We start from the raw sequence: 21,162 nt of genomic DNA, 5'->3' as shown, positions 1-21,162 counted from the left end.
CTCGCCTATCAGGCACCTGAGTCCGGACTCAGGAGAGCAGTCGATGATCGGTGACAGCGCGGGATCGCCCGGAGGCCATGGTCTCGATCGACTGGAAACCCCGTGCCTCCTCCTGGACGCGGACAAACTGGACGCCAACGTCGCCAGGATGCGTGATCATCTCGACGGTCTCGGCGGCGCGCTGCGTCCGCACCTGAAGACCGCCAAATCCCTCGACGTCGCGCGGCGGGTGATGGCGAGTCCCGCCGGACCGGCCACGGTTTCGACCCTTCGGGAGGCGGAGTATTTCGCCGAGGGCGGCGTCCGCGACATCCTCTATGCCGTCGGCATCGCCCCCCGGAAGCTCGACCGCGTCGGCGCGATCCGCCGACACTGGGGGGCAGACCTCGCGATCGTCGTGGATTCGATCGTCCAGGCCGAGGCCGTCGCCACCTGGAGCCGCCGCAACGGCGATGCTCTGCCCGTGTTGATCGAGGTGGATGCCGACGGCCATCGTTCCGGGGTCGGACCGCACAATGTCGAAGTGCTCGTCGCCATCGGGCGTGCCCTCGCCGGAGGCGCCAGCCTGCGCGGCGTGCTGCTCCACGCCGGAGACAGCTACGGCTTGAGCGACCCCGTCGACCTGCGGCGAGCGGCCGAGGCCGAGCGCGTGGCCGCCGTCGCGGCGGCCGACATCCTGCGCGCCGCCGGGCTGCGCTGCCCGATCGTGAGTGTCGGCTCGACGCCGACAGCCCGGTACGCGGCGGATCTCACCGGCATCACGGAGGTGCGGGCCGGCGTGTTCATGATCGGCGACCTGTTCCAGGCGGGCGTCGGCTCCTGCGCGGTGGACGATATCGCGCTCACCGTCCTGGCGACGGTGATCGGACATCAGCACGACAAGGGCTGGATCATCACGGATGCCGGATGGATGGCGCTCTCCCGCGACCGGGGCACGGCACGGCAGGCGGTGGATCAGGGCTACGGACTGGTCTGCGATCCTGCCGGCCGGCCTTATCCGGATCTGATCGTGCGGGATGCCAATCAGGAGCACGGCATCGTCGCGGTTCGGACGGGCGCATCGGCTGCACTGCCCGACCTTCCGATCGGGGCGCTCCTGCGGATCCTGCCCAACCATGCCTGCGCGACCGGTGCCCAGCACGATCGCTATCACGTTCTGTCGGGTGGCTTACCGACCGGCGCGGTCTGGCCGCGCATCAATGGCTGGTAGGACGCGGCGCGCCGTCTAGTGGCGGTTCGCGACGGTCCGCTCCGAACGGCCGGAGCGATCCACGACCGTGCGGCAGGCGGTGCTGAGGACCATTCGCTTCTCCCGCAGGCAGAGGGTGATCGCTCCGGCATTGGGAATCTGCGCGGAACACAGGCGCATGACGTCCGGGGTGCAGGCGGCGCGGTCGGCTCCCATCTCCGAGAGAGCCGGCGCCGCGCCGACGAGGACGACGAGCAGTGCGAAGGGGGCGGACTTCATCGAAAACGTTTCCTTTGAACGAAGTTGGCTGCTGCAACCGGCCAAGCCTGGGCGCCGGGCGAGAACGCCGCCGACGGCCAAGGTTTCCCCTTGCGCGTGACTCATTCTGACGCAGGCCCGTCGATGATGGTCGCTCGGGCGCGGCCGGGCTCAGGGGCGTCCATCCTGTCCGATCGCTCCCGTGGTGGCAGGCTCGATCGACGCGGCGCCGACGAGCGGTTGCGCCCGCTGCCGGTCGACCTTGTCCGCCGAGACGAGGGCGGCGGCGATCAGGGCCGACACCGCCAGCGTCGCCTTCACCACATCCCAGACCCGCGCGAGCATAGTTGAACCCCTATGGCGTCACTGCGTGCAATCCGCGAACACAACTCGGCAATCCGCGGCTCCTGGATCCTGGGTCGATGCCGTTCCCAAACCCTTTCGCCGGCGGCGAGAACTGCAGATCACCGAAGACGTGATGCAATCAGGTCTCACCTGTTCTCTGGAGGGATATCCGCCTCTGCCGCCAAGGCCTCGAAGACCAGGGCATGGCGCCGGGCCAGGGCCTCGACATCGTGCGTGTATCCGCCACCGATCACCGCTGCGAGCGGGATCCCGCGGGCGCGGGCCTGGGCGACGACGAAGCGGTCGCGGGCGAGAAGCCCGTCGTCGGTGAGGCAGAGCCGGCCGAGGCGGTCATCGCGGTGGGGATCCACGCCGGCATTGTAGAAGACGAGGTCGGGTGCGAACGCGTCGAAGAGGGCCGGCAGGCGCGCGCGCAGGACGTCGAGATAGCCGCCATCATCGAGCCTGTCGGGCAGGCCGATATCCAGGTCTCCGGCGATCTTGTCGGAAGGGTAGTTGTTCTCGCAGTGAACCGAGAACGTGAACAGGTCCGGGCTTCGGGCGAGACAATCCGCGGTGCCGTCGCCCTGATGCACGTCGAGATCGACCACGAGGACGCGGCGGACGAGCCCTTCGGCCTGGAGGGTGCGGGCGGCCACCGCGACGTCATTCAGCACGCAGAATCCGGCCCCCTGTCGGCGCCGGGCGTGATGGCTGCCCCCGGCAGCGCTCCCCGCCAGACCTTCGGAGAGCGCGAGTCGGGCCGCCAACAGGGTGCCGCCCACCGAAGCGCGGGAGCGGCGGACGAGAGCCGCGTCGACCGGAAGTCCGATCGCCCGCTCGATGTCCCGGCCGACATCGCAGGCGAGCACCGCATCGACGTAGGCGGCATCGTGAGCGCGGATCAGAATGTCGGCTCCGGCAGGCTCGGGCGTCACGAAGCCCAGGGGCGCCAGGCCCTTGGCGATCAGCGTGTCGGCGAGCAGGCCGTATTTCCGCATCGGGAACCGGTGGCCGGCCGGGAGCGGCGCTTCGTAGGCGGGATGGAAGGCGATCGGCGGGATCACGCGTGCCCGTCCAGGTCGTCCAGCAGGGCGCGGGCGAGCGCCTGTCCGCTGTCGTACGCCGCCTCGATCCGCGCTCCGAGGCACCAGTCCCCGGCCGCGCCGACGCGCAGGGCCGGATCGTACAGGCAGGGCAGCTGCAAGGCCGTCTCGACCTGCGCGTAGCGCCAGCGATGCGCCTCCGCGTAGGTCGGTCGAAGGACGCAGCCGAGGGTTTCGCCGGCCGCGCGGACGAGGTCGGCGACGATCGCCGCGCGGGGGGCTTCGAGCTGCCGGCGCGACCAGCCGGGCGTGGCGTGCACCGTGAGCCGGACACCGGCGGGCCGCCCGGGCTTGGACGAGTCGCATGCGATCAGGCCGATCGGATCCGCGCGCGGCTCGATCAGGAAATCCGGCATCGCCACGTCCACCGCCATCATGACGGACCAGCAGGGTGCGTAGATGGCGCGTTCGACACCGGGCATCGCGAGACCGGATGCCGCGAGCAGAATCGCGACCTGCGGAGCCGGGAAGGTGATCGCCACGGCATCGAACCGGCCGTGGACGGCACCCGACGCGTCGTCGAGATACCAATGTCCATCCTCCCGACGGAGGCGCGTGATGGTCGTGGTCCGTGCCACCGGAAGTTCTGCAAGGAGGTCGCGAACGGGCTCGGTCATGCCGGGCACGCCGACATACCGTCCGGAGCCGGCCCAGGGCGCAACGACGCCCTGCCCCGCCCACCGGTCGAGCTGTGTTGCGAAGGCGGTGCCGTGCGCCCGCATGAACTGGGCGCCATGATCGAATTGCAGGTCGCCGATGCGCCGGGTCGCCATGCGCCCCCCGACGTTGCGACCTTTGTCGAACACCTGGACACGAAGCTCCGCCTCGGCGAGCTGCCGTGCGGCGGCCGCACCGGCCATACCGGCGCCCAGAACCGCGACAATCCCCTGTTCGTTCACCAGGCCGCTCCACCGCGTGGGTCGGCCCTCGCGGCCGCGCAACAGCGAAGATAGGCGACGGCGCTCGGGAGGTCAGGGCGACCGATGTTCGCTCCGCGGGCCGGCCGCCAGCGGCAGCGCGATCCCGGTTCGGAAGACATGAGGCGGCCATCTGTGCCGCACGGCCGTCGGAGGGATGGTGGTGCGGGTAGAGGGAATCGAACCCCCACGCCTTTCGGCTGGCGATTTTGAGTCGCCCGCGTCTACCAGTTCCGCCATACCCGCGCGCCATGGGCTCTTCGCATAGGTCGGCAGCCCGGGCCAAGAGTGTTTTTGCGTACGGCGCCGATCTGGCCAAGCCCGGGCGCCTATGCTCAAAGGGCAGCCGATCGCTCAATCCGGGACCTTGAATGCTCCGCCGGCTCTACGCGTGGATCCTGGCCCTCAGCGGCAGGCCGTCCGCGCCCTACGCGCTCGGCGCCGTGGCCTTCGCCGAAAGCTCGTTCTTCCCAGTCCCGCCGGACGTGATGCTGGTGCCCATGGCGGTCAGCCGCCCGGACCGCGTCTGGCTCTACGCCGCGATCGCCACCGTCGCCTCGGTCATCGGCGGCCTGGTCGGCTACGCCATCGGCGCGCTGCTGTTCGACTCCGTCGGCGAATGGGTGATCCGCCTCTACGGCCTGCAGAATTCCGCCGCGACGTTTCAGGACTCCTATGCCCGTTACGGCCATTGGATCATCCTGCTGAAGGGGCTGACGCCGATCCCCTACAAGCTCGTCACGATCACGTCGGGCTTCGCCCATTACAGCCTGTTCTGGTTCACGGTCCTGTCGATCGTGACCCGCGGCGCCCGCTTCTTCATCCTGGCGGGACTGCTCGGGCGCTACGGGGTCCAGATCCGCGGCGTGCTCGACCGTCACCTCAACGCGGTGGCGGCGATTTCCGTCGCCGTCATCGTCCTCGGCTTCCTGCTCTTCAAGGTGATCCTGTAGCCATGAACACGGCGGCTGCCCTGCGCCTCAAGACCGCTGGCCTCTGGCTGGCGATCGCCTCCGCCCTCACCGTCGGAACCGCCCTCGTCCTGCAGTACGGATACGGCTACGCGCCGTGCAAGCTCTGCCTGACCGAACGGCTGCCCTACTACGCGGCGGTGCCGCTGGGGATCCTGGCGCTCCTCGTGCCCGAGCGGCTGGCGCGGATCGCCCTCGGCCTCGCGGCGCTCGGGTTGCTCTATGGAGCCGGAATCGGAGTCTACCACGCCGGTGCGGAGTGGGGATTCTGGCCGGGACCCACCGATTGCGGCGGCGGCACCGGGGCCAATCCCGGCCAGGTCGGCGAATTCCTGAACGCGCTGCAGGCCACGAAGGTCGTCGACTGCTCCGTAGCGGCGCTGCGCGTGCTCGGGATCTCCCTCGCCGGCTGGAGCGCCATCGTGTCCGGGGTGCTAGGCTCCTTCGCGGGCACCGCCGCGTTGCGGCCTTGAGTCGTCGGTCCGCGCCGGAGGCCGCTCAGTTGCGGTCGTCCGGCAGGACCGGGATCGCAGCCACTTCGATGCCCTCGTCGATGAGCGCCCGCGCCTCCGCAGGGCTTGCCTCACCGTAGATCGAGCGGCCTTCGGCCTCGCCGTAATGGATCTTGCGCGCCTCCTCGGGGAAGCGCGCGCCGACGTGCTCGGAATTCGCCACGACGTGTTCCCGGAGCGCCCGCAGCATGGCCCGCATCTGGCGCTCCGGTTCGGCGATCATGGTGACCGGCGCATCCGTTTTCGCCGGCGGCGCGGGCGCACGCCCCCGATCGGTCCGGGCGACGTTCGGCACCATCAGGGCCTTGGCGACCTTGGCGCTGTCGCAGACCGGGCAGGTGACGAGGCCCCGTGCGGCCTGAGCATCGTAGGACTCGGAGGACGGGAACCAGCTCTCGAAGCCGTGGCCGGCCTCGCAGACGAGACTGTACCGGATCATTCGCTTGCTTGCTGTGCCGACTACTGCGCCGCCCGGACCTGGGAACCGGCGCGCTCGATGGTGAAGGGCCGTCCGTGCTGAAGCGACGGGATGCGTGCCCGCGCATCCGCGACCTGTGCGAGGTCGATCTCCGCCAGGATGATCCCGGGTTCGGACCCGCCGGCATCGGCCAGCACCCGGCCCCAGGGATCGACGATCAGCGAATGGCCGAAGGTCTCGCGCCCATCTTCGTGCAAGCCACCCTGGGCCGCCGAGATCACGAAGGCGCCGGTCTCGATGGCCCGCGCACGCTGCAGGACGTGCCAGTGGGCTTCGCCGGTCTGGCGCGTGAAGCAGGCCGGCGCGGTCAGCACCTCGGCGCCCGCTTCGGCGAGCGCCCGGTACAGCGCCGGGAAGCGGATATCGTAGCAGATCGTCAGGCCCAGCATGGCCCAGGGCGTCGCCGCGAGCACCGCGCAGCTCCCGCCGGAATAGGTCGCCGACTCCCGCCAGCGTTCGCCACTGGGGAGATCCACGTCGAACAGGTGCAGCTTGTCGTAGGAGGCCAGGATGTCGCCATCGGGGCCGATCAGATAGGCGCGGTTCGCGATCCTGTCGCCCGACCGGACCGCGATGGAACCGATCTGCACGACTGTGCCGGTCTGCCGTGCGGCCTCGCGGAGAGCGGCCAGAGTCGCGTCCTGCTCTTCAGTGGTCACCTGCGCGAACAGGCGTTCCCGGCTTCGCTCCACCAGGGAGGTCATCTCGGGGGTCTGCACGTAGGCCGCGCCGCGTGCGGCGGCTTCGCGCACGCCCGCCACGGCCGTGTCGCGGTTGGCCGCCGGGTCCCGCCCGGACCGCATCTGCACGCAGGCGGCCGTGAAGCGGGCGTCAGGCATCGGCCGTGTCCTTCAGGAGCGGATCGAGCTTGCCGGAGCGGTCGAGGGCATAGAGATCGTCGCATCCGCCGACATGCGCGGCGCCGATAAAGATCTGGGGGACGCTCGTGCGACCGCCGGCCCGTTCGACCATGGCGGTCCGGGCGCCCTGAACGCGCTCGACGTCGATCTCCTGGAAGGCGGCGCCCTTTTCCTTCAGCAGGCTCTTGGCCGCCGAGCAATAGGGACACCAGGCCGTGGTGTAGATTGTGACCGGCTGCATCGCGATCGTGGTCCCGCGCGTGAAGTCCGGTCATATAGGAGCGCGGGACGCAACTTGCCTATGCCCGCGTGGTCACAGGCACGATCCCTCGCCCGCAGGGTGAAATTCGGCCGGTGCCGACCTCAGGCAGCCAGCAGCTTCTCCACCTCGTTCACGAGATCGCGGAGGTGGAACGGCTTCGAGAGGACCTTGGCATCCTTCGGAGCCTTCGAGTCCGGATTGAGCGCGACAGCCGCGAAACCGGTGATGAACATCACCTTGATGTCCGGATCCAGCTCGGTGGCGCGGCGCGCCAGCTCGATCCCGTCCATCTCGGGCATCACGATATCGGTCAGCAGCAGCTCGAAGGGCTCTTCGCGCAACCGGTTGTAGGCGGAGAGGCCGTTGTCGAAGGACAGGACATCGTAACCCGCGTTCTGAAGCGCCTTGGCCAGAAAGCGGCGCATGTCGTTGTCGTCTTCCGCCAGCAGGATTTTCATCGGCCGGATCCGAGCCTTCGAGTCGAGGTGTTGATCCCATAAAGGGAGGCGATGGTAAACAAGGTGTTAGCATGGAGCACGCGGCCGGAGCCGCGTGTGTCACGGGCGACTCACGTCTGCCGCCGGCATGGAGTGGACAGGCGGTCGATCGCGCACCACAGTGAGCGCCGACCGTGATCGCACTGCCGACGGGGTGTCCACCAGCCGATGACCGCATCCGAACCGGTAAAGCCAGACGCCTTCGGATTTGCCCCGGCCTTCGCGGTCGACGAGCCGGCGACTCACACCCTGCCCTTCGTCTTCAATACCGGTCATTCCGGGGCCGTCTACCCCCCAGAGTTCATCGCGGCCTCGCGACTCGACGCCCTGGCGCTGCGTCGGTCGGAGGACGCCTATGTCGAGCGCCTGTTCGCGCCGGTGGTCGCGCTGGGCGCGCCGCTCCTGCGGGCGAACTTCCCCCGCGCCTTCCTCGACGTGAATCGCGAGCCGTTCGAACTCGATCCCCGCATGTTCGACGGTCGGCTGCCGCCCTTCGCCAACACCCGATCGATGCGCGTTGCCGGCGGCCTCGGCACGGTGCCCCGCGTCGTCGCCGACGGCCAGGAGATCTACGCGCGCCGACTGCCCGTGGCCGAGGCGACCGCCCGGATCGACGGCCTCTACAAACCCTATCATCGCGTGCTGCGGGGCCTGGTCCAGCGCACGGCGCGAACCCATGGGCATTGCATGCTCATCGACTGCCACTCGATGCCGTCATCGAGCCTCGGGCGTGATCCCGAGATGAAGGCGGACGTGGTGCTGGGCGACCGCTACGGGACGGCCTGCGCCCCCGCTCTGATCGATGGTTTCGAGGCGGCATTCCGCGCGCAGGGCTTTCGGGTGACGCGCAACAAGCCGTACGCGGGCGGCTTCATAACCGAGCATTACGGAGAGCCGAATCTCGGCCGCCACGCGCTGCAGATCGAGGTCAATCGTGGGCTCTACATGAACGAGATCAGCCTCGCGACGACACCCGGGTTCCCGATCCTGGTCGACGCCCTGCGCACCGTGATCATCGGCGTCGCGTCGGATCTCGGAGACCTCGTCCCGCGTCGGATGGCCGCCGAGTAGCGTCGGGACCGTCGCGCTCCCCGGTGAGCCACCGGGGTCCCGGACAGAAAAAAGGCCACTCCCGAAGGAGCGGCCCGAAGTCTAGGGAGGAAACGCCCAAGAAGGGCAGCGGGATCGCGACGCCATCGCCATCCCGCAACGCACAAAATAGAGTGCGCCGCACAAGAGGCAAGGGCAAATCGCTCTCGGACGCCGCACTGCGTGCATGGCTGGACCGCGTCCGCAGGGCAGCCCCGGGACAACCCGCCGCCGCGTCACGCCTCAGGCACGATCCTTGAGAAGCTTCTCGATCTCGGCGCGAAGCGGCTCCGACAGGTCGTCCCTCTCGAGGGCATAGGCGAGGTTCGCCGTGAGGAAGCCGAGCTTCGAACCAGTATCGTAGGTCCGGCCCTGGTAGCGCATGCCGAAGAAGGCCTGCGTCTCCATCAGGTCGATCATGGCATCGGTGAGCTGGATCTCGCCGCCCGCGCCCTTCTTGCCGTGCTCCAGGATGCCGAAGATCTCCGGTTGCAGAATGTAGCGGCCCGAGATGATGAAGTTGGACGGTGCCGTCCCCTGCTTGGGCTTCTCCACCATGCCGGTGATCTCGAACGACTGACCGTAGGTCTCGCCGACGCTGACGATGCCGTATTGATGCGTCTCCGCAGGGGCCACCTCCTCGACGGCGATGATGTTGCCGCCGTGGCGCTCGTAGGCCGCCAGCATCTGCTGCATGCAGCCGCGGCTCAGCATGTCCGGCAGCAGCACCGCGAAGGGCTCGTCGCCGACGATCTCGCGGGCGCACCACACCGCGTGGCCGAGCCCGAGGGGCGCCTGCTGGCGGGTGAAGCTGGTCTGACCGGCCTTGGGAAGATCCTTCTTGAGGTCTTCGTAGGCTGCCGTCTTCCCGCGCTCCTGGAGGGTGTGATCGAGTTCGAACGCGATGTCGAAATGATCCTCGATCACGGCCTTGCCGCGACCGGTGACGAAGATGAAGTGCTCGATACCGGCTTCACGGGCCTCATCGACCACATGCTGCACCACCGGCCGGTCGACGACCGTGAGCATCTCCTTCGGGACCGCCTTCGTGGCGGGCAGGAAGCGCGTGCCAAGGCCCGCTACGGGCAGGACGGCCTTGCGGATCGGTTTCATCGAGCGGTAACCCCGGGACAGGATGGGACGACGTGGTCAACGGTGCGGTCACTGAGATAGGCTTACGCCAGACCTCGCAAGGCCACTACGCCGTTAGTATGAGGCAGCGGGCCGTAAATTTCCCGTCTGCAAACGCGTAGTCAGCGGACACGGGGCGGCGACAGCGGGGGCGACATGGCGGTTCTGGTCACGGGCGGTGCCGGCTACATCGGCAGCCACATGGTTCTGGCCCTCCTCGACGCCGGCCATGAGGAGGTCGTCGTTCTGGACGATCTCTCCACCGGATTCGACTGGGCGGTTCCGGAGGGCGTGAAGCTCGTGGTCGGCGACGTGGCCGATCAAGCCCTCGTCACGCAGACCATCCTTCAGCATCGGATCGATGCGCTCGCCCACTTCGCCGCCAAGATCGTGGTGCCCGATTCCGTGGCCGATCCCCTCGGCTACTATCTGTCCAACACGGTGAAGACCCGCTCGTTGATCGAGGCTTCGGTCCGTGCCGGCGTGCGGCACGTGATCTTCTCGTCCACCGCGGCCGTCTACGGGGAGCCAGAGGTCGTTCCGGTCCCCGAGGATCTCCCGCTGAACCCGATCAACCCCTACGGTCGCTCGAAGCTGATGAGCGAGTGGATGATCGCCGACGCCGCGGCCGCGCACGGATTCTCGTACGTCGTCCTGCGCTACTTCAACGTCGCGGGCGCGGATCCGGACGGCCGATCGGGGCAATCGACGCCGAATGCGACGCACCTGATCAAGGTCGCCACGCAGGCCGCCCTGGGTCAGCGCCCCCGGCTCGACGTCTTCGGAACCGACTATCAGACCCCCGACGGCTCGTGCCTGCGCGACTACATCCAGGTCTCTGACCTCGCGGAAGCGCACCGGCTGGCCCTCGACCACCTGCGCGCCGGCGGCGAGAGCCTGACGCTCAACTGCGGCTATGGCCGCGGCTATTCCGTGCTGGAGGTCATCGAGGTGGTGAAGCGGATGTCGGGCCGCGACTTCGCGGTCCGCCTGTGCCCGCGCCGTCCGGGGGACCCGGCCCGGATCGTGGCCGAGGCGGGTCGGGTGCGCCAACGCCTGGGTTGGCAGCCGCGCTTCGACGACCTGGACGCGATCGTCGGACAGGCCCTGGCCTGGGAGGACCACTTGGGCAAACGCAACCGGATCTGACCGGATGCTGTCCCGCAGAGGTTTTCTGACCACGGCGGCGTGCCTCGCGGCAAATCGTGCCGCCGCCGCCGACACTTTCCAAATCTTCGTGGACGCCCTCCGCCCGGATGCGGAGGCCCGGGGTGTCTCCGCCCAGACCTTCGATGCGGCCTTTCGAGGCATCACCGGTCCGGATCCCGCCATCCTCGCCCGCACGCGCCGCCAGAGCGAGTTCGTCCGGCCGGTCTGGGACTATCTCGTCGGTGCCGTCTCGCCCGGCCGCATCGCGCGCGGACGCGCCCGGGCGGACGCCCTGGCGCCGACACTTGCCGCCATCGAGACCCGGTACGGTGTGCCTGGCCCGGTCGTGCTGGCCTTCTGGGGAATCGAATCCGACTTCGGAGCCAGCGCGGGCAGCGTCTCGACGATCCGGGCTCTGGCGACCCTGGCCGAGGCGCGCCATCGGGGAACGCTGTTCCGCGACGAACTCCTGGCCGCGCTCACGATCCTGCAACGCGGCGACATCACCGCGGACCGGATGAGCGGCAGCTGGGCCGGCGCCATGGGTCAGGTCCAGTTCCTTCCCTCCACCTATCTCGCGCATGCGGTGGATTTCGACGGGGACGGGCGACGCGATATCTGGACCAGCGAAGCGGATTCGCTCGCCTCCATCGCGGCCTACCTCAGGGATCTCGGCTGGGATCCCGCGCTGTCTTGGGGATACGAGGTTCTCCTGCCGAAGGAGTTCGATCTCAGTCGGTATGCGGGCGATCTCGGCGCGTTCGCGCAGCGGGGCATCCGGCGCGCGGACGGTAAGCCGCTCCCGGGGCGCGGCGACGCCAGTCTGTTCCTGCCCGGCGGCCTCGGGTCTCCGGCCTTTCTGATCACCGGGAATTTCGAGGTGTTTCGCGGCTACAACACCTCGGATTCCTACGCCCTGGCGGTCGGTCATCTCGCGGATCGTCTGGGAGGCGGCCCGCCGCTCGCCGCATCCTGGCCGGCGGCCGGCGGACGTCTCGACGGAACCGGCCTGAAGGCGCTGCAGACCGGTCTCGCAGCGGCAGGCTTCTACGAGGGGCCGACGGATGGCCGCGCCGGCCCCAAGCTTCGCGAGGCTGTGCGGCGTTATCAGATCAGCGTCGGGCTGCCCGCCGACGGCTATGCCACGCCAACGCTTTTGGCCCGAATCACGGGGAGGCCGGCTCCGCGGCCCTGACGCCGGTTTAGACCCGCGCCTCGCTTCCACCTATAGTGGGTGCGTTCCGAACGGTCTCGGTTCGGCGTAAGCGTACGGGATGCGCATGGAATTCGCTGGTCGGCGTCAATCGGAACGCCCGTTGCTCCTCGGACTGGCGGCCCTGCTGGGGTTGGCCGGGATGACGGCGGTCGGCAGCATGCCGGCGCACGCCCAGTGGGGTGACAGCTATCAGCAGCCCGGCGGCGGTACCTACTACGAGGCGCCGCCGCGACGGCGACCGCGCGACGCCTATTATCGCGACGACGGATCCTATGGGCGCCAGCCCCGCTATGCGCCGCAACAGGAAGCACCGCGCCAGTTCTATTGGCCCTGGGAAGACAGGCCGCAACCGGCGGCGCCGCAGCCCGAGCGCACCTACCGGGCGCCGCGGCCGCGCAGCACCTACGGAACCGGGGAAGCGCAACGACCGACCCCCGCGATCAAGCGGCGGGTCCGCCCCGCCCGCGCACCCACACCGCCGAAACCCGCGGTCGCCAAGACCGAGCCGAACGTCCAGATCGCCGTCTTCGGCGATTCCCTCGCCGATCACCTCGCGAAGGGCCTCGACGACGTGTTCGAGGATAATGCCGACGTCGCCGTCATCGACCGCGCCAAGGGCGACAGCGGTCTGGTGCGCAAGGATGTGGTCGACTGGCCGAAGGTGGCCCAGGACTATCTCCAGACCAATGCCAAGGTGCGCTACGCCCTCGTCATGATGGGCGCCAACGACCGGCAGCCAATCCGCGATGGCGACGAGACGGTCGAGCCTCTGACGGATCGCTGGCGCGCCCTCTATCGGGGCCGGGCGGAAGCCCTCGCCAAGGTGTTCGCCGATCGCAAGATCCCGTTGATCTGGGTTGGGCTCCCGCCCGTGCAGAACGAGGCGCTGAGCCGGGACCTCGCGTCGCTGAACGACATCGTCCGCGAGAGCGTCACCAAGGCCGGCGGGACCTATGTCGACATCTGGCCCGGCTTCGTCGACGACCGGGACCGGTACGCCGCCTCGGGGCCGGATCCCGAGGGCCAGATCGCCAAGCTCCGCACCGCGGACGGCGTCCACTTCACCAAGGCGGGTGACCGCAAGCTCGCCCATTTCGCCGATGTGGAGCTGAAGCGCCTGATGGGGACAGTCCCGGGGCAGCCCGACCCCGCGCCCACGGCCACCGTGACGCCGGCCTCCCCCTCCGTGACCCCGGGCCCCAGCCTCGATGGGGCCGGACAGGCGACCGATACCGCGGCGATCGATCGGCAGATCACCGCCATGCTGCCGAGCCTGCCGGAACCACCCGGCATCCCGGCACTCCCGGTGAAGCCCGCGGCGGGACCGGTCGTGCCCTTGAGCCGGACGGAAGTCTCACCAGGCGGCACATTGCTGAACGGTCGCCCGCGCGACTCGGACAGCCTCGGCACCGTGGAGCGGACGCTGCTCCGCGGAAACGCCCCGATGCCGCAGCCGGGACGCGCCGACGACTTCCGCTGGCCGCCCGGCTGACGCCGGCCGTCCTGGCGCGTTTGCTTCAGCGCGGCAGGAGGCTGGCGCCCATGAGGGTCTCGTCAATGGCGCGCGCCGCCTGGCGTCCCTCTCGGATCGCCCAGACGACCAGCGACTGGCCGCGACGCATGTCGCCCGCCGCCCAGATCTTGGCATCGGATGTGCGGTAATCGTCCTCGTTGGCCTCGACATTCCCGCGCTTGCTGACGTCGATGCCGGACTGTTCGAGAAGACCCTTCTGAACCGAGCCCGCAAAGCCGATCGCCATGAAGACCAGATCGGCGGGGAGAACGAATTCGCTCCCGGCGATCGGCTGACGCTTGGCATCGACCCGGGCGCAGACCACGCCGGTCAACCGACCCTTCTTGTTGCCTTCGAGGCGGAGCGTCGCCGCCTGGAACTCGCGCTCGGCCCCCTCGGCCTGGCTGGACGAGGTCCGCATCTTCGTCGGCCAATACGGCCATACAGTCAGCTTGTCTTCGCGCTCCGGCGGCCGCGGGCGAATGTCGAGCTGCGTGACCGACAGGGCGCCCTGGCGGAACGCCGTACCGACGCAGTCGGAGGCCGTGTCGCCACCGCCGATGACGACCACGTTCTTGCCGGCGGCCAGGATCGGCAGCTCGCCGTTGCCGCGGATCGGCTCGTTGCCCACTCGACGATTGGACTGGACCAGGTAGGGCATCGCGTAATGGACACCGTCGAGGTCCTGACCCGGCAGCTGCGGGTTACGAGGATCCTCGGCGCCGCCGCAGAACATCACCGCGTCGAACTCCGCCTTCAGCTCGTCGACAGGCTTCGTCACGCCGATGTTCTGATTGTAATGGAAGACCACGCCCTCGGCCTCCATCTGCCGCACCCGCCGGTCGATGTGCCGCTTCTCCATCTTGAAGTCCGGTATGCCGTAGCGCAGCAGGCCACCGGCCTTCGGCTCCCGCTCGAAGACGTGGACGTCGTGACCGACCCGAGCCAACTGCTGGGCCGCAGCCATCCCGGCCGGCCCGGAGCCGACGATCGCCACGCGCTTGCCGGTCCGGGTCTGAGCGGGCTCGGGCTTCACCCAGCCCATGTTCCAGGCCCGATCGGCGATCGCCTGCTCGATGGTCTTGATGGCGACCGGCTGGTTCTCGAGGTTCAGCGTGCAGGCTTCCTCGCAGGGGGCAGGACAGACGCGCCCGGTGAACTCCGGGAAGTTGTTCGTCGAGTGCAGGTTGCGGGACGCCTCCTCCCAATCCGACTGGAATACGAGGTCGTTCCAGTCCGGGATCTGGTTGTGGACCGGGCAGCCGGTCGGGCCATGGCAGAACGGGATGCCGCAATCCATGCAGCGGGCGGCCTGTTTCGTCAGGTCATGCTCGTCCAGAGGGAGCGTGAACTCCCGGAAGTGCCGGACCCGGTCGGCGGCGAGCTGGTACTTCTGCTCCTGCCGGTCGAACTCTAGAAAACCTGTGATCTTGCCCATCGGTCAGCCCCTGGGCCGGCCAGTCTGTGACTGCGCTGCCCGCGTCGTCCTCTTGTGTGCTTGACCGGGCGGCGGACCGCCCGGTTTTGGGAAGCCGACTACTCCGCGGCCACCGGCATCCGCGCCATCTCCATCTCGCGCAGCGCCCGGCGGTACTCCACCGGCATCACCTTCACGAACTTGGTGCGGTAGCGGCTCCAGTCGTCGAGGATCGCCTTGGCGCGCGGGCTGCCCGTGTACTTGAGATGGTTGGTGATGAGCTGCGTCAGGCGCTCCTCGTCATGGCCCGACATGTCGGCCAGGATATCGACCCGCCCCTTGGTCTCGAGGTCGCCGTCCTGGTGGAAGCGGCGCATCAGGTCGTCCTCCTCCTCCACGGGCTCCAGATCGACCATCGACAAGTTGCAACGCGCTGAGAACGACCCGTCCTCGTCGAGGACGTAGGCGATCCCACCCGACATGCCGGCCGCGAAGTTGCGCCCGGTCTCGCCGATCGACACGACGACGCCGCCGGTCATGTATTCGCAGCCGTGGTCGCCCATGCCCTCGACAACCGTGATGGCGCCAGAGTTGCGCACGGCGAAGCGCTCGCCCGCGGAGCCGCGGATGTAGCACTCGCCCGCGATAGCGCCGTAGAGCACCGTGTTGCCGACCATGATGGTCCGGTTCGGCGGCGCCTTCAGCGCGTCGCTCGGCCGGATGATCAGCTTGCCGCCCGACAGGCCCTTGCCGACGTAGTCGTTGCCGTGACCGGTCAGTTGGAGGGTGACACCGGCAGCGACCCACGCGCCGAAACTCTGGCCGGCGGTGCCGGAGAGCTTCACCACGATGGTGTCGTCCGGCAGGCCCTCATGGCCGTGCGCCTTCGCCACCAAGCCCGAAAGCATCGCTCCGGTGGCACGGTCCGAGTTCCGGATCGTATCGGTGATCACGACCGGCTCGCCGGTCTCGACGGCGTGCTGCGCCTTCTCGATCAGACGCCGGTCGAGGACCGTATCGATCGGGTGGTGCTGCACCTCCACGTGGCGGATCGCCGTGCCCTCGCCCACCTTCGGCCGGTGGAAGAGCTTGGTGAAGTCGAGTCCCCGAGCCTTCCAGTGCGTGATGGCCTCGACCTTGTCGAGCACGTCGGAGCGGCCGACCGCCTCCTCCAGCTTGGTGAATCCGAGCGAGGCCAGGATCTCTCGCACCTCCTCGGCCACGAAGAAGAAGTAGTTCACCACGTGCTCGGGCGTGCCCTTGAACCGCTTGCGGAGCACCGGATCCTGGGTGGCAACGCCCACGGGGCAGGTGTTCAGGTGGCACTTGCGCATCATGATGCAGCCGGCCGCGATCAGAGGGGCCGTGGAGAAGCCCATCTGGTCGGCGCCGAGCAGGGCCGCGATGATCACGTCGCGCCCGGTGCGGATGCCGCCATCCGCCTGAAGGGCAACGCGCCCGCGCAGGTTGTTGAGCACCAGCGTCTGCTGGGTCTCGGCCAGGCCGGTCTCCCAGGGGCCGCCCGCGTGCTTGAGCGAGGTCAGGGGCGCTGCGCCGGTGCCGCCGTCGAAGCCCGAGATCGTGATGTGGTCGGCCCGCGCCTTGGCGACGCCGGCCGCGACCGTGCCGACGCCCACCTCCGAGACGAGCTTCACCGACACGTCCGCCGACGGGTTCACGTTCTTCAGGTCGAAGATCAGCTGAGCCAGATCCTCGATCGAGTAGATGTCATGGTGCGGCGGCGGCGAGATCAGGCCGACGCCCGGGGTGGCGTAGCGGACCTTGGCGATCTTGGCATCGACCTTGTGGCCGGGCAGCTGGCCGCCCTCGCCGGGCTTGGCCCCCTGCGCGACCTTGATCTGCATCATGTCGGAATTGACGAGGTATTCCGTCGTGACGCCGAACCGGCCCGAGGCGACCTGTTTGATCGCCGACCGGCGCGAGCGCCCGTCCGGCAGCGGCTTGAAGCGCTCGACCTCCTCGCCGCCCTCACCGGAGTTCGAGCGGCCGCCGAAGGAGTTCAGCGCGATGGCCAGCGTCTCGTGGGCCTCCTTGGAGATGGAGCCGTACGACATGGCGCCGGTCGCGAAGCGCTTGACGATCTCGGAGGCCGGCTCGACCGACTCGACCGGCACGGGCGCGCGGCCGATCTCGGACGCCGACTTGATGCGGAACAGCCCCCGCAGCGTCTTCAGCTGGTGCTCCTGGCGGTTCACCAGGGCGGCGTATTCCCGATACCGCTCAGGCACGTTGAGGCGCACCGCATGCTGCAGCGTCGCGACCGTGTCGGGCGTCCAGGTATGGGTCTCGCCGCGCAGCCGGTAGGCGTATTCGCCGCCGACATCCAGGGCGTTGCGGTAGACCGGCGCATCGCCGAAGGCGTCGCGGTGACGGCGGAACGTCTCCTCGGCGATCTCGGACATGCCGACGCCCTCGATCGTGGTCGCCGTGCCGAAGAAGTCGCGGCCCACGAAGGTCGAATTCAGCCCGACCGCATCGAAGATCTGGGCGCCGCAATAGGATTGGTACGTGGAGATGCCCATCTTGGACATCACCTTCAGCAGGCCCTTATCGATCGCCTTGATGTAGCGGTAGATGATCTCGTCGTCGGTGAGGTCCGGCGGGAACTCGTCCTTCATTTCGAGCAGCGTCTCGAAGGCGAGGTACGGGTTGACCGCCTCGGCGCCGTAGCCCGCGAGGCAGGCGAAGTGATGGACCTCCCGCGGCTCGCCGGATTCGACCACGAGGCCGACCGACGTCCGCAGACCCTTGCGGATCAGGTAGTTGTGCACGGACGCGGTGGCGAGCAGCGCCGGAATCGGGATCCGGTCCGGCCCGACCGCGCGGTCGGTGAGCACGATGATGTTGTAGCCGCCGCGCACCGCCGCCTCAGCGCGGTCGCAGAGGCGGTCGAGCGCCCCGTCCATGGCCTGGGCGCCCATCTCGGCCGGGTAGGTCATGTCCAGGGTCTTGGTGTCGAACCGATCCTCGAAATGGCCGATCGAGCGGATCTTCTCCAGGTCGCCGTTGGTCAGGATCGGCTGGCGGACCTCCAGACGCTTGCGCCGGGACGCACCCTCCATGTCGAGCAGGTTCGGCCGCGGCCCGATGAACGAGACGAGGCTCATCACGGCCTCCTCGCGGATCGGGTCGATCGGCGGGTTCGTCACCTGCGCGAAGTTCTGCTTGAAGTAGGTGTAGAGCAGCTTCGACTTCTCGGAGAGCGCCGAGAGCGGCGTGTCCGTGCCCATGGAGCCGACCGCCTCCTGGCCGGTCACGGCCATGGGCTGCATCAGCAGCTTGAGGTCCTCCTGGGTGTAGCCGAAGGCCTGCTGGCGATCGAGCAGGCTGACGTCGCCGCGCGACTCGCGCGGCTGCACCGGCCTCAGATCCTCCAGCACGATCTGGGTGTTCTTCACCCAGTCGGCATAGGGGTGGGCGGCAGCGAGTTCGCCCTTGATCTCCTCGTCGGAGACGATCCGCCCCTTCTGAAGGTCGATCAGCAGCATGCGACCCGGCTGCAGGCGCCAGGACTGCACGATCTTCTCGTCCGGAATCGGCAGGGTGCCCATCTCGGAGGCGAGCACCACGAGGCCGTCATCGGTGACGATGTAGCGGGCCGGACGCAGGCCGTTCCGGTCGAGGGTCGCGCCGATCTGGCGCCCGTCCGTGAAGGCGACCGCGGCCGGGCCATCCCACGGCTCCATCAGAGCCGCGTGATACTCGTAAAAGGCGCGCCGCTCCTCGCTCATCAGCGGGTTGCCGGCCCAGGCTTCCGGGATCAGCATCATCATCGCGTGGGCCAGCGGGTACCCGCCCTGCACGAGGAACTCGAGGGCGTTGTCGAAGCAGGCGGTGTCGGACTGGCCCTCGTAGGAGATCGGCCACAGCTTCGAGATGTCGTTGCCGAACAGGTCGGAATCGACGCTCGCCTGACGCGCCGCCATCCAGTTGACGTTGCCGCGCAGGGTGTTGATCTCGCCGTTATGCGCGACCATCCGGTACGGGTGCGACAGCCGCCAGGTCGGGAACGTGTTCGTCGCGAAGCGCTGGTGAACGAGGGCGATCGCCGAGACGAACCGCTTGTCCTTCAGGTCGAGGAAATAGCCCCCGAGCTGGGTGACGAGCACCATGCCCTTGTAGACGATCGTCCGGCTCGAGACGGAGACGGGGTAGAACTCCTTCACCCGCGGGTCTTCGAGGGCGTAGACCTTGTTGGAGATCACCTTGCGGGCGACGTAGACCCGGCGCTCGAAGGCATCCTGATCGGCGACCGAGGCCGGCCGGCCGATGAAGACCTGACGGTGGTGCGGCTCTGTGGCCTTAACGGCCACGCCGAGATCCTCCGGATCCACCGGGACGTCGCGCCAGCCGAGCAGCGGCAGGCCCTCGGCGGCGAGGGCCGCCTCGACGATCGTCTGGATGATCGCCCGCGGCTCCTCGGCCTTGGGCATGAAGAACTGACCGATCGCGTAAGAACCGGCCGGCGGCAGTTCGAATCCGAGACGCGAACATTCCTCCGCGAAGAAGCCGTGCGGGATCTGCGTGAGGATGCCGCAGCCGTCGCCCATCTTGGGGTCGGCACCCACGGCGCCGCGATGGTCGAGGTTCTCCAGGATCTTCAGGCCCTGCTCGACAATGGCATGCGTGCGCCGGTCGTGCATGTCGGCGATGAAGCCGACGCCGCAGGCGTCGCGCTCGTGGGCCGGATCGTAGGCGCCCTCGGCTTTCGGAAGCGCTGGGTCGCGCACGATGAGCGGCATCGCGGCGCCGCGCGGAGCGGCAGCCTGGATCGTGGAAGCGGCAAACTCTTCGGCGGGTCTGCGCTGTGACATGCTTCGTCTCGTCCTTCCCTCGAACCCGTCCGTCGCCCCTGGACCCGCGAGCACGTTTCATGCCCGCGGCCGTCGGCGCCTGGCGCTCCCTCCCGTTGCCGCAGGCCATCCGTCCGGTCCCCGGGGACACGTCCGTCGACTTGCGTTCATCGAGGACCCGGACCGCTCGAGGAGCGGTGCGCTGGCGCGCCCGTGTCCGTCTGCCGAATTTCTCGCCCGCGCGCGAGACGGCGACGGCCGGGATGCACGGCCGATGGGACAGTTCTGCTGTCCTAAGTCGCGAAACTGCCAGATTGAAATGTTTTCAGCAAGAGAGAGCCTGCGGCTACGGTGTCGCCGCTCTGGATGACGGGTCGGACCCGGGCAACGGCCTCCGCAATCTCGCCCGAATCGCGGGGTCTACCGTGCGGGCCGAGCACAAGCGGCATGCGGGGCAACGACCTCGCCGGCATGGTCGAGGTCCGGGTTCACCGGCCCGGACCATGCCGGAACCGGACACTCTGCCGGGTCTCCAAATCAGGAACGCACGAGAGTGACGTCACAGAGCAGAGCCGCCTCACGTCCGGACCGTTCGCCGCGACGGACGCTGCGAACCGCCCTCCTCATGGGGGCGATCCTGCTGGGCGTATCCAGCGGCGCTCGGGCGCAATTCGCCTTCGAGGATGAGATCCTGCCGCCGCGGGTCGTGGCCTGGCGTCTCGCCGATCGCGGTTTCACGGGCCTCAGCCGCCCGCGCTTCGACGGACGGGGCTATGTCGTCGACGCGGTCGGACCGACCGGCATCCCGGTGCGGCTCTTCGTCGATTCGACAACCGGTGCGATCGTTGGGCGCCAGCGGATCGGCGCGCCGGAAACCTATGCGCGGCTGGAGCGCCCCGCCCCCGGTTTCGGCTGGACCGAGGACGACGCGGCTCCGCGGCGAGTGATCCGACCCGTGCCGCAGGAGGAAGGCCCGGCGCTGCGGCTTCAGCGCCGGCCGACCAACGAGGCCCTTCGACCGGATGGCAATCCCGACGGCCTGAACCCCGACGGGATCGTCCGCACACCGCCGCCGCGGAAGGTCGCCCGTGCTGTGCCCCCTCGGCCGACGGACGTGAAGCCGACGCACCGCACGTCGCCCGAAGCGCCCACGCCGCAGATCGCCCCTGCCGAAGCGGCGAAGTTGGATCCCAAACCGGCATCGGGAACCGATACCAAGGCGGCCGCGATCGAGAAGGCGGCGCCTCCGGCACCGGCGCCCAATACATCGGCGCCCGTGGCCTCGAAGCCGGCTGAAGCTGTCGTCGCGGAGACGGCAAAGCCGCCTGCGAAGGACTGGAAGGATCCGCCCGCGTCGGACAAGAAGCACGTTCGGGTCATCGGCGGCGCCACCATCGTCCCGGGCACAGCCGAATAGAGACCAGTCGCCGAACGGCCG

The 21,162-nt window shown here is 68.7% G+C and carries 19 protein-coding genes and 1 tRNA gene; 8 read left to right on the top strand and 12 right to left on the bottom strand.

Annotation, left to right across the window (positions count from 1 at the left end):
• Window positions 1-43 precede the first annotated feature (43 nt).
• Complete coding sequence (locus AC1DXK_RS06090; protein WP_457108219.1) at window positions 44-1,210, top strand: alanine racemase; 1,167 nt, start codon at window positions 44-46, stop codon at window positions 1,208-1,210.
• Between the two features lie 15 nt (window positions 1,211-1,225).
• Here AC1DXK_RS06090 and AC1DXK_RS06085 read toward each other — a convergent pair whose 3' ends face one another.
• The 5 genes from AC1DXK_RS06085 to AC1DXK_RS06065 form a co-directional block, all read right to left on the bottom strand.
• Window positions 1,226-1,468, bottom strand: a complete 243-nt coding sequence (locus AC1DXK_RS06085; RefSeq protein WP_457108220.1) for a hypothetical protein — start codon at window positions 1,466-1,468, stop codon at window positions 1,226-1,228.
• Window positions 1,469-1,618: 150 nt separating this feature from the next.
• Entirely contained in the window at window positions 1,619-1,792 is a 174-nt protein-coding gene (locus AC1DXK_RS06080; RefSeq protein WP_457108221.1) for a hypothetical protein, read from the bottom strand.
• A gap of 146 nt (window positions 1,793-1,938) precedes the next feature.
• Entirely contained in the window at window positions 1,939-2,856 is a 918-nt protein-coding gene (locus tag AC1DXK_RS06075) for a histone deacetylase family protein (RefSeq protein WP_457108225.1), read from the bottom strand.
• Entirely contained in the window at window positions 2,856-3,797 is a 942-nt protein-coding gene (locus AC1DXK_RS06070; RefSeq protein ID WP_457108222.1) for an NAD(P)/FAD-dependent oxidoreductase, read from the bottom strand. The genes AC1DXK_RS06075 and AC1DXK_RS06070 overlap by 1 nt, the downstream gene beginning before the upstream one ends.
• A 179-nt stretch (window positions 3,798-3,976) precedes the next feature.
• A tRNA-Leu gene (locus AC1DXK_RS06065) sits at window positions 3,977-4,061 on the bottom strand.
• A 125-nt stretch (window positions 4,062-4,186) separates the two neighbouring features.
• Between AC1DXK_RS06065 and AC1DXK_RS06060 the strand changes: the two genes are divergently transcribed.
• Window positions 4,187-4,768 carry a YqaA family protein gene (locus AC1DXK_RS06060; RefSeq protein ID WP_457105647.1) on the top strand — a complete coding sequence of 194 codons (582 nt, stop codon included), beginning with the start codon at window positions 4,187-4,189 and terminating at the stop codon, window positions 4,766-4,768.
• Between the two features lie 2 nt (window positions 4,769-4,770).
• A complete protein-coding gene (locus AC1DXK_RS06055) occupies window positions 4,771-5,259 on the top strand; it encodes a disulfide bond formation protein B (RefSeq protein ID WP_457105646.1) in 489 nt (162 codons plus the stop codon).
• A 25-nt stretch (window positions 5,260-5,284) separates the two neighbouring features.
• Here AC1DXK_RS06055 and AC1DXK_RS06050 read toward each other — a convergent pair whose 3' ends face one another.
• The 4 genes from AC1DXK_RS06050 to cpdR all read right to left on the bottom strand — a co-directional run bounded on the left by AC1DXK_RS06050 (window position 5,285) and on the right by cpdR (window position 7,356).
• Window positions 5,285-5,737: a DUF1178 family protein gene (locus AC1DXK_RS06050; protein ID WP_457105645.1), complete on the bottom strand. Its 453-nt coding sequence runs from the start codon at window positions 5,735-5,737 to the stop codon at window positions 5,285-5,287.
• A 20-nt stretch (window positions 5,738-5,757) separates the two neighbouring features.
• A complete protein-coding gene (locus AC1DXK_RS06045; RefSeq protein WP_457105644.1) occupies window positions 5,758-6,615 on the bottom strand; it encodes a carbon-nitrogen hydrolase family protein in 858 nt (285 codons plus the stop codon).
• Entirely contained in the window at window positions 6,608-6,877 is a 270-nt protein-coding gene (gene grxC / locus AC1DXK_RS06040; protein ID WP_457105643.1) for a glutaredoxin 3, read from the bottom strand. The genes AC1DXK_RS06045 and grxC overlap by 8 nt, the downstream gene beginning before the upstream one ends.
• A 122-nt stretch (window positions 6,878-6,999) precedes the next feature.
• Window positions 7,000-7,356: a cell cycle two-component system response regulator CpdR gene (cpdR, locus tag AC1DXK_RS06035; RefSeq protein ID WP_003603128.1), complete on the bottom strand. Its 357-nt coding sequence runs from the start codon at window positions 7,354-7,356 to the stop codon at window positions 7,000-7,002.
• Window positions 7,357-7,563: 207 nt separating this feature from the next.
• Between cpdR and AC1DXK_RS06030 the strand changes: the two genes are divergently transcribed.
• Window positions 7,564-8,466, top strand: coding sequence for an N-formylglutamate amidohydrolase (locus AC1DXK_RS06030; RefSeq protein WP_457105642.1), 903 nt, complete (start codon window positions 7,564-7,566; stop codon window positions 8,464-8,466).
• 261 nt (window positions 8,467-8,727) lie between these two features.
• On the opposite strand, the gene galU is transcribed toward AC1DXK_RS06030, so the two are convergent.
• A complete protein-coding gene (gene galU / locus AC1DXK_RS06025; protein WP_457105641.1) occupies window positions 8,728-9,597 on the bottom strand; it encodes a UTP--glucose-1-phosphate uridylyltransferase GalU in 870 nt (289 codons plus the stop codon).
• Window positions 9,598-9,771: 174 nt separating this feature from the next.
• Here galU and galE point away from each other — a divergent pair, with 174 nt between their 5' ends.
• From galE to AC1DXK_RS06010, 3 genes are all read left to right on the top strand, one after another.
• A complete protein-coding gene (galE, locus tag AC1DXK_RS06020) occupies window positions 9,772-10,764 on the top strand; it encodes a UDP-glucose 4-epimerase GalE (protein WP_457105640.1) in 993 nt (330 codons plus the stop codon).
• 4 nt (window positions 10,765-10,768) lie between these two features.
• Complete coding sequence (locus tag AC1DXK_RS06015; protein ID WP_457105639.1) at window positions 10,769-11,959, top strand: lytic murein transglycosylase; 1,191 nt, start codon at window positions 10,769-10,771, stop codon at window positions 11,957-11,959.
• 79 nt (window positions 11,960-12,038) lie between these two features.
• On the top strand, window positions 12,039-13,472 hold the full coding sequence (locus AC1DXK_RS06010) for an SGNH/GDSL hydrolase family protein (RefSeq protein ID WP_477297165.1): 1,434 nt from the start codon (window positions 12,039-12,041) through the stop codon (window positions 13,470-13,472).
• A 25-nt stretch (window positions 13,473-13,497) separates the two neighbouring features.
• Here the strand turns inward: AC1DXK_RS06010 and AC1DXK_RS06005 are convergent, their stop codons facing one another.
• Together AC1DXK_RS06005 and gltB are read right to left on the bottom strand one after the other, a co-directional pair.
• Window positions 13,498-14,931: a glutamate synthase subunit beta gene (locus tag AC1DXK_RS06005; RefSeq protein ID WP_457105637.1), complete on the bottom strand. Its 1,434-nt coding sequence runs from the start codon at window positions 14,929-14,931 to the stop codon at window positions 13,498-13,500.
• Window positions 14,932-15,029: 98 nt separating this feature from the next.
• On the bottom strand, window positions 15,030-19,745 hold the full coding sequence (gene gltB / locus AC1DXK_RS06000; RefSeq protein WP_457105636.1) for a glutamate synthase large subunit: 4,716 nt from the start codon (window positions 19,743-19,745) through the stop codon (window positions 15,030-15,032).
• 787 nt (window positions 19,746-20,532) lie between these two features.
• On the opposite strand from gltB, the gene AC1DXK_RS05995 reads away from it, so the two are divergent.
• Window positions 20,533-21,141, top strand: coding sequence for a hypothetical protein (locus AC1DXK_RS05995; protein ID WP_457105635.1), 609 nt, complete (start codon window positions 20,533-20,535; stop codon window positions 21,139-21,141).
• Window positions 21,142-21,162 lie beyond the last annotated feature (21 nt).

Source organism: Methylobacterium sp. P3_A11, assembly GCF_056403155.1.
Note: the sequence above shows the minus strand (reverse complement) of the source record. Positions and strands in the feature narration are given on the sequence as shown.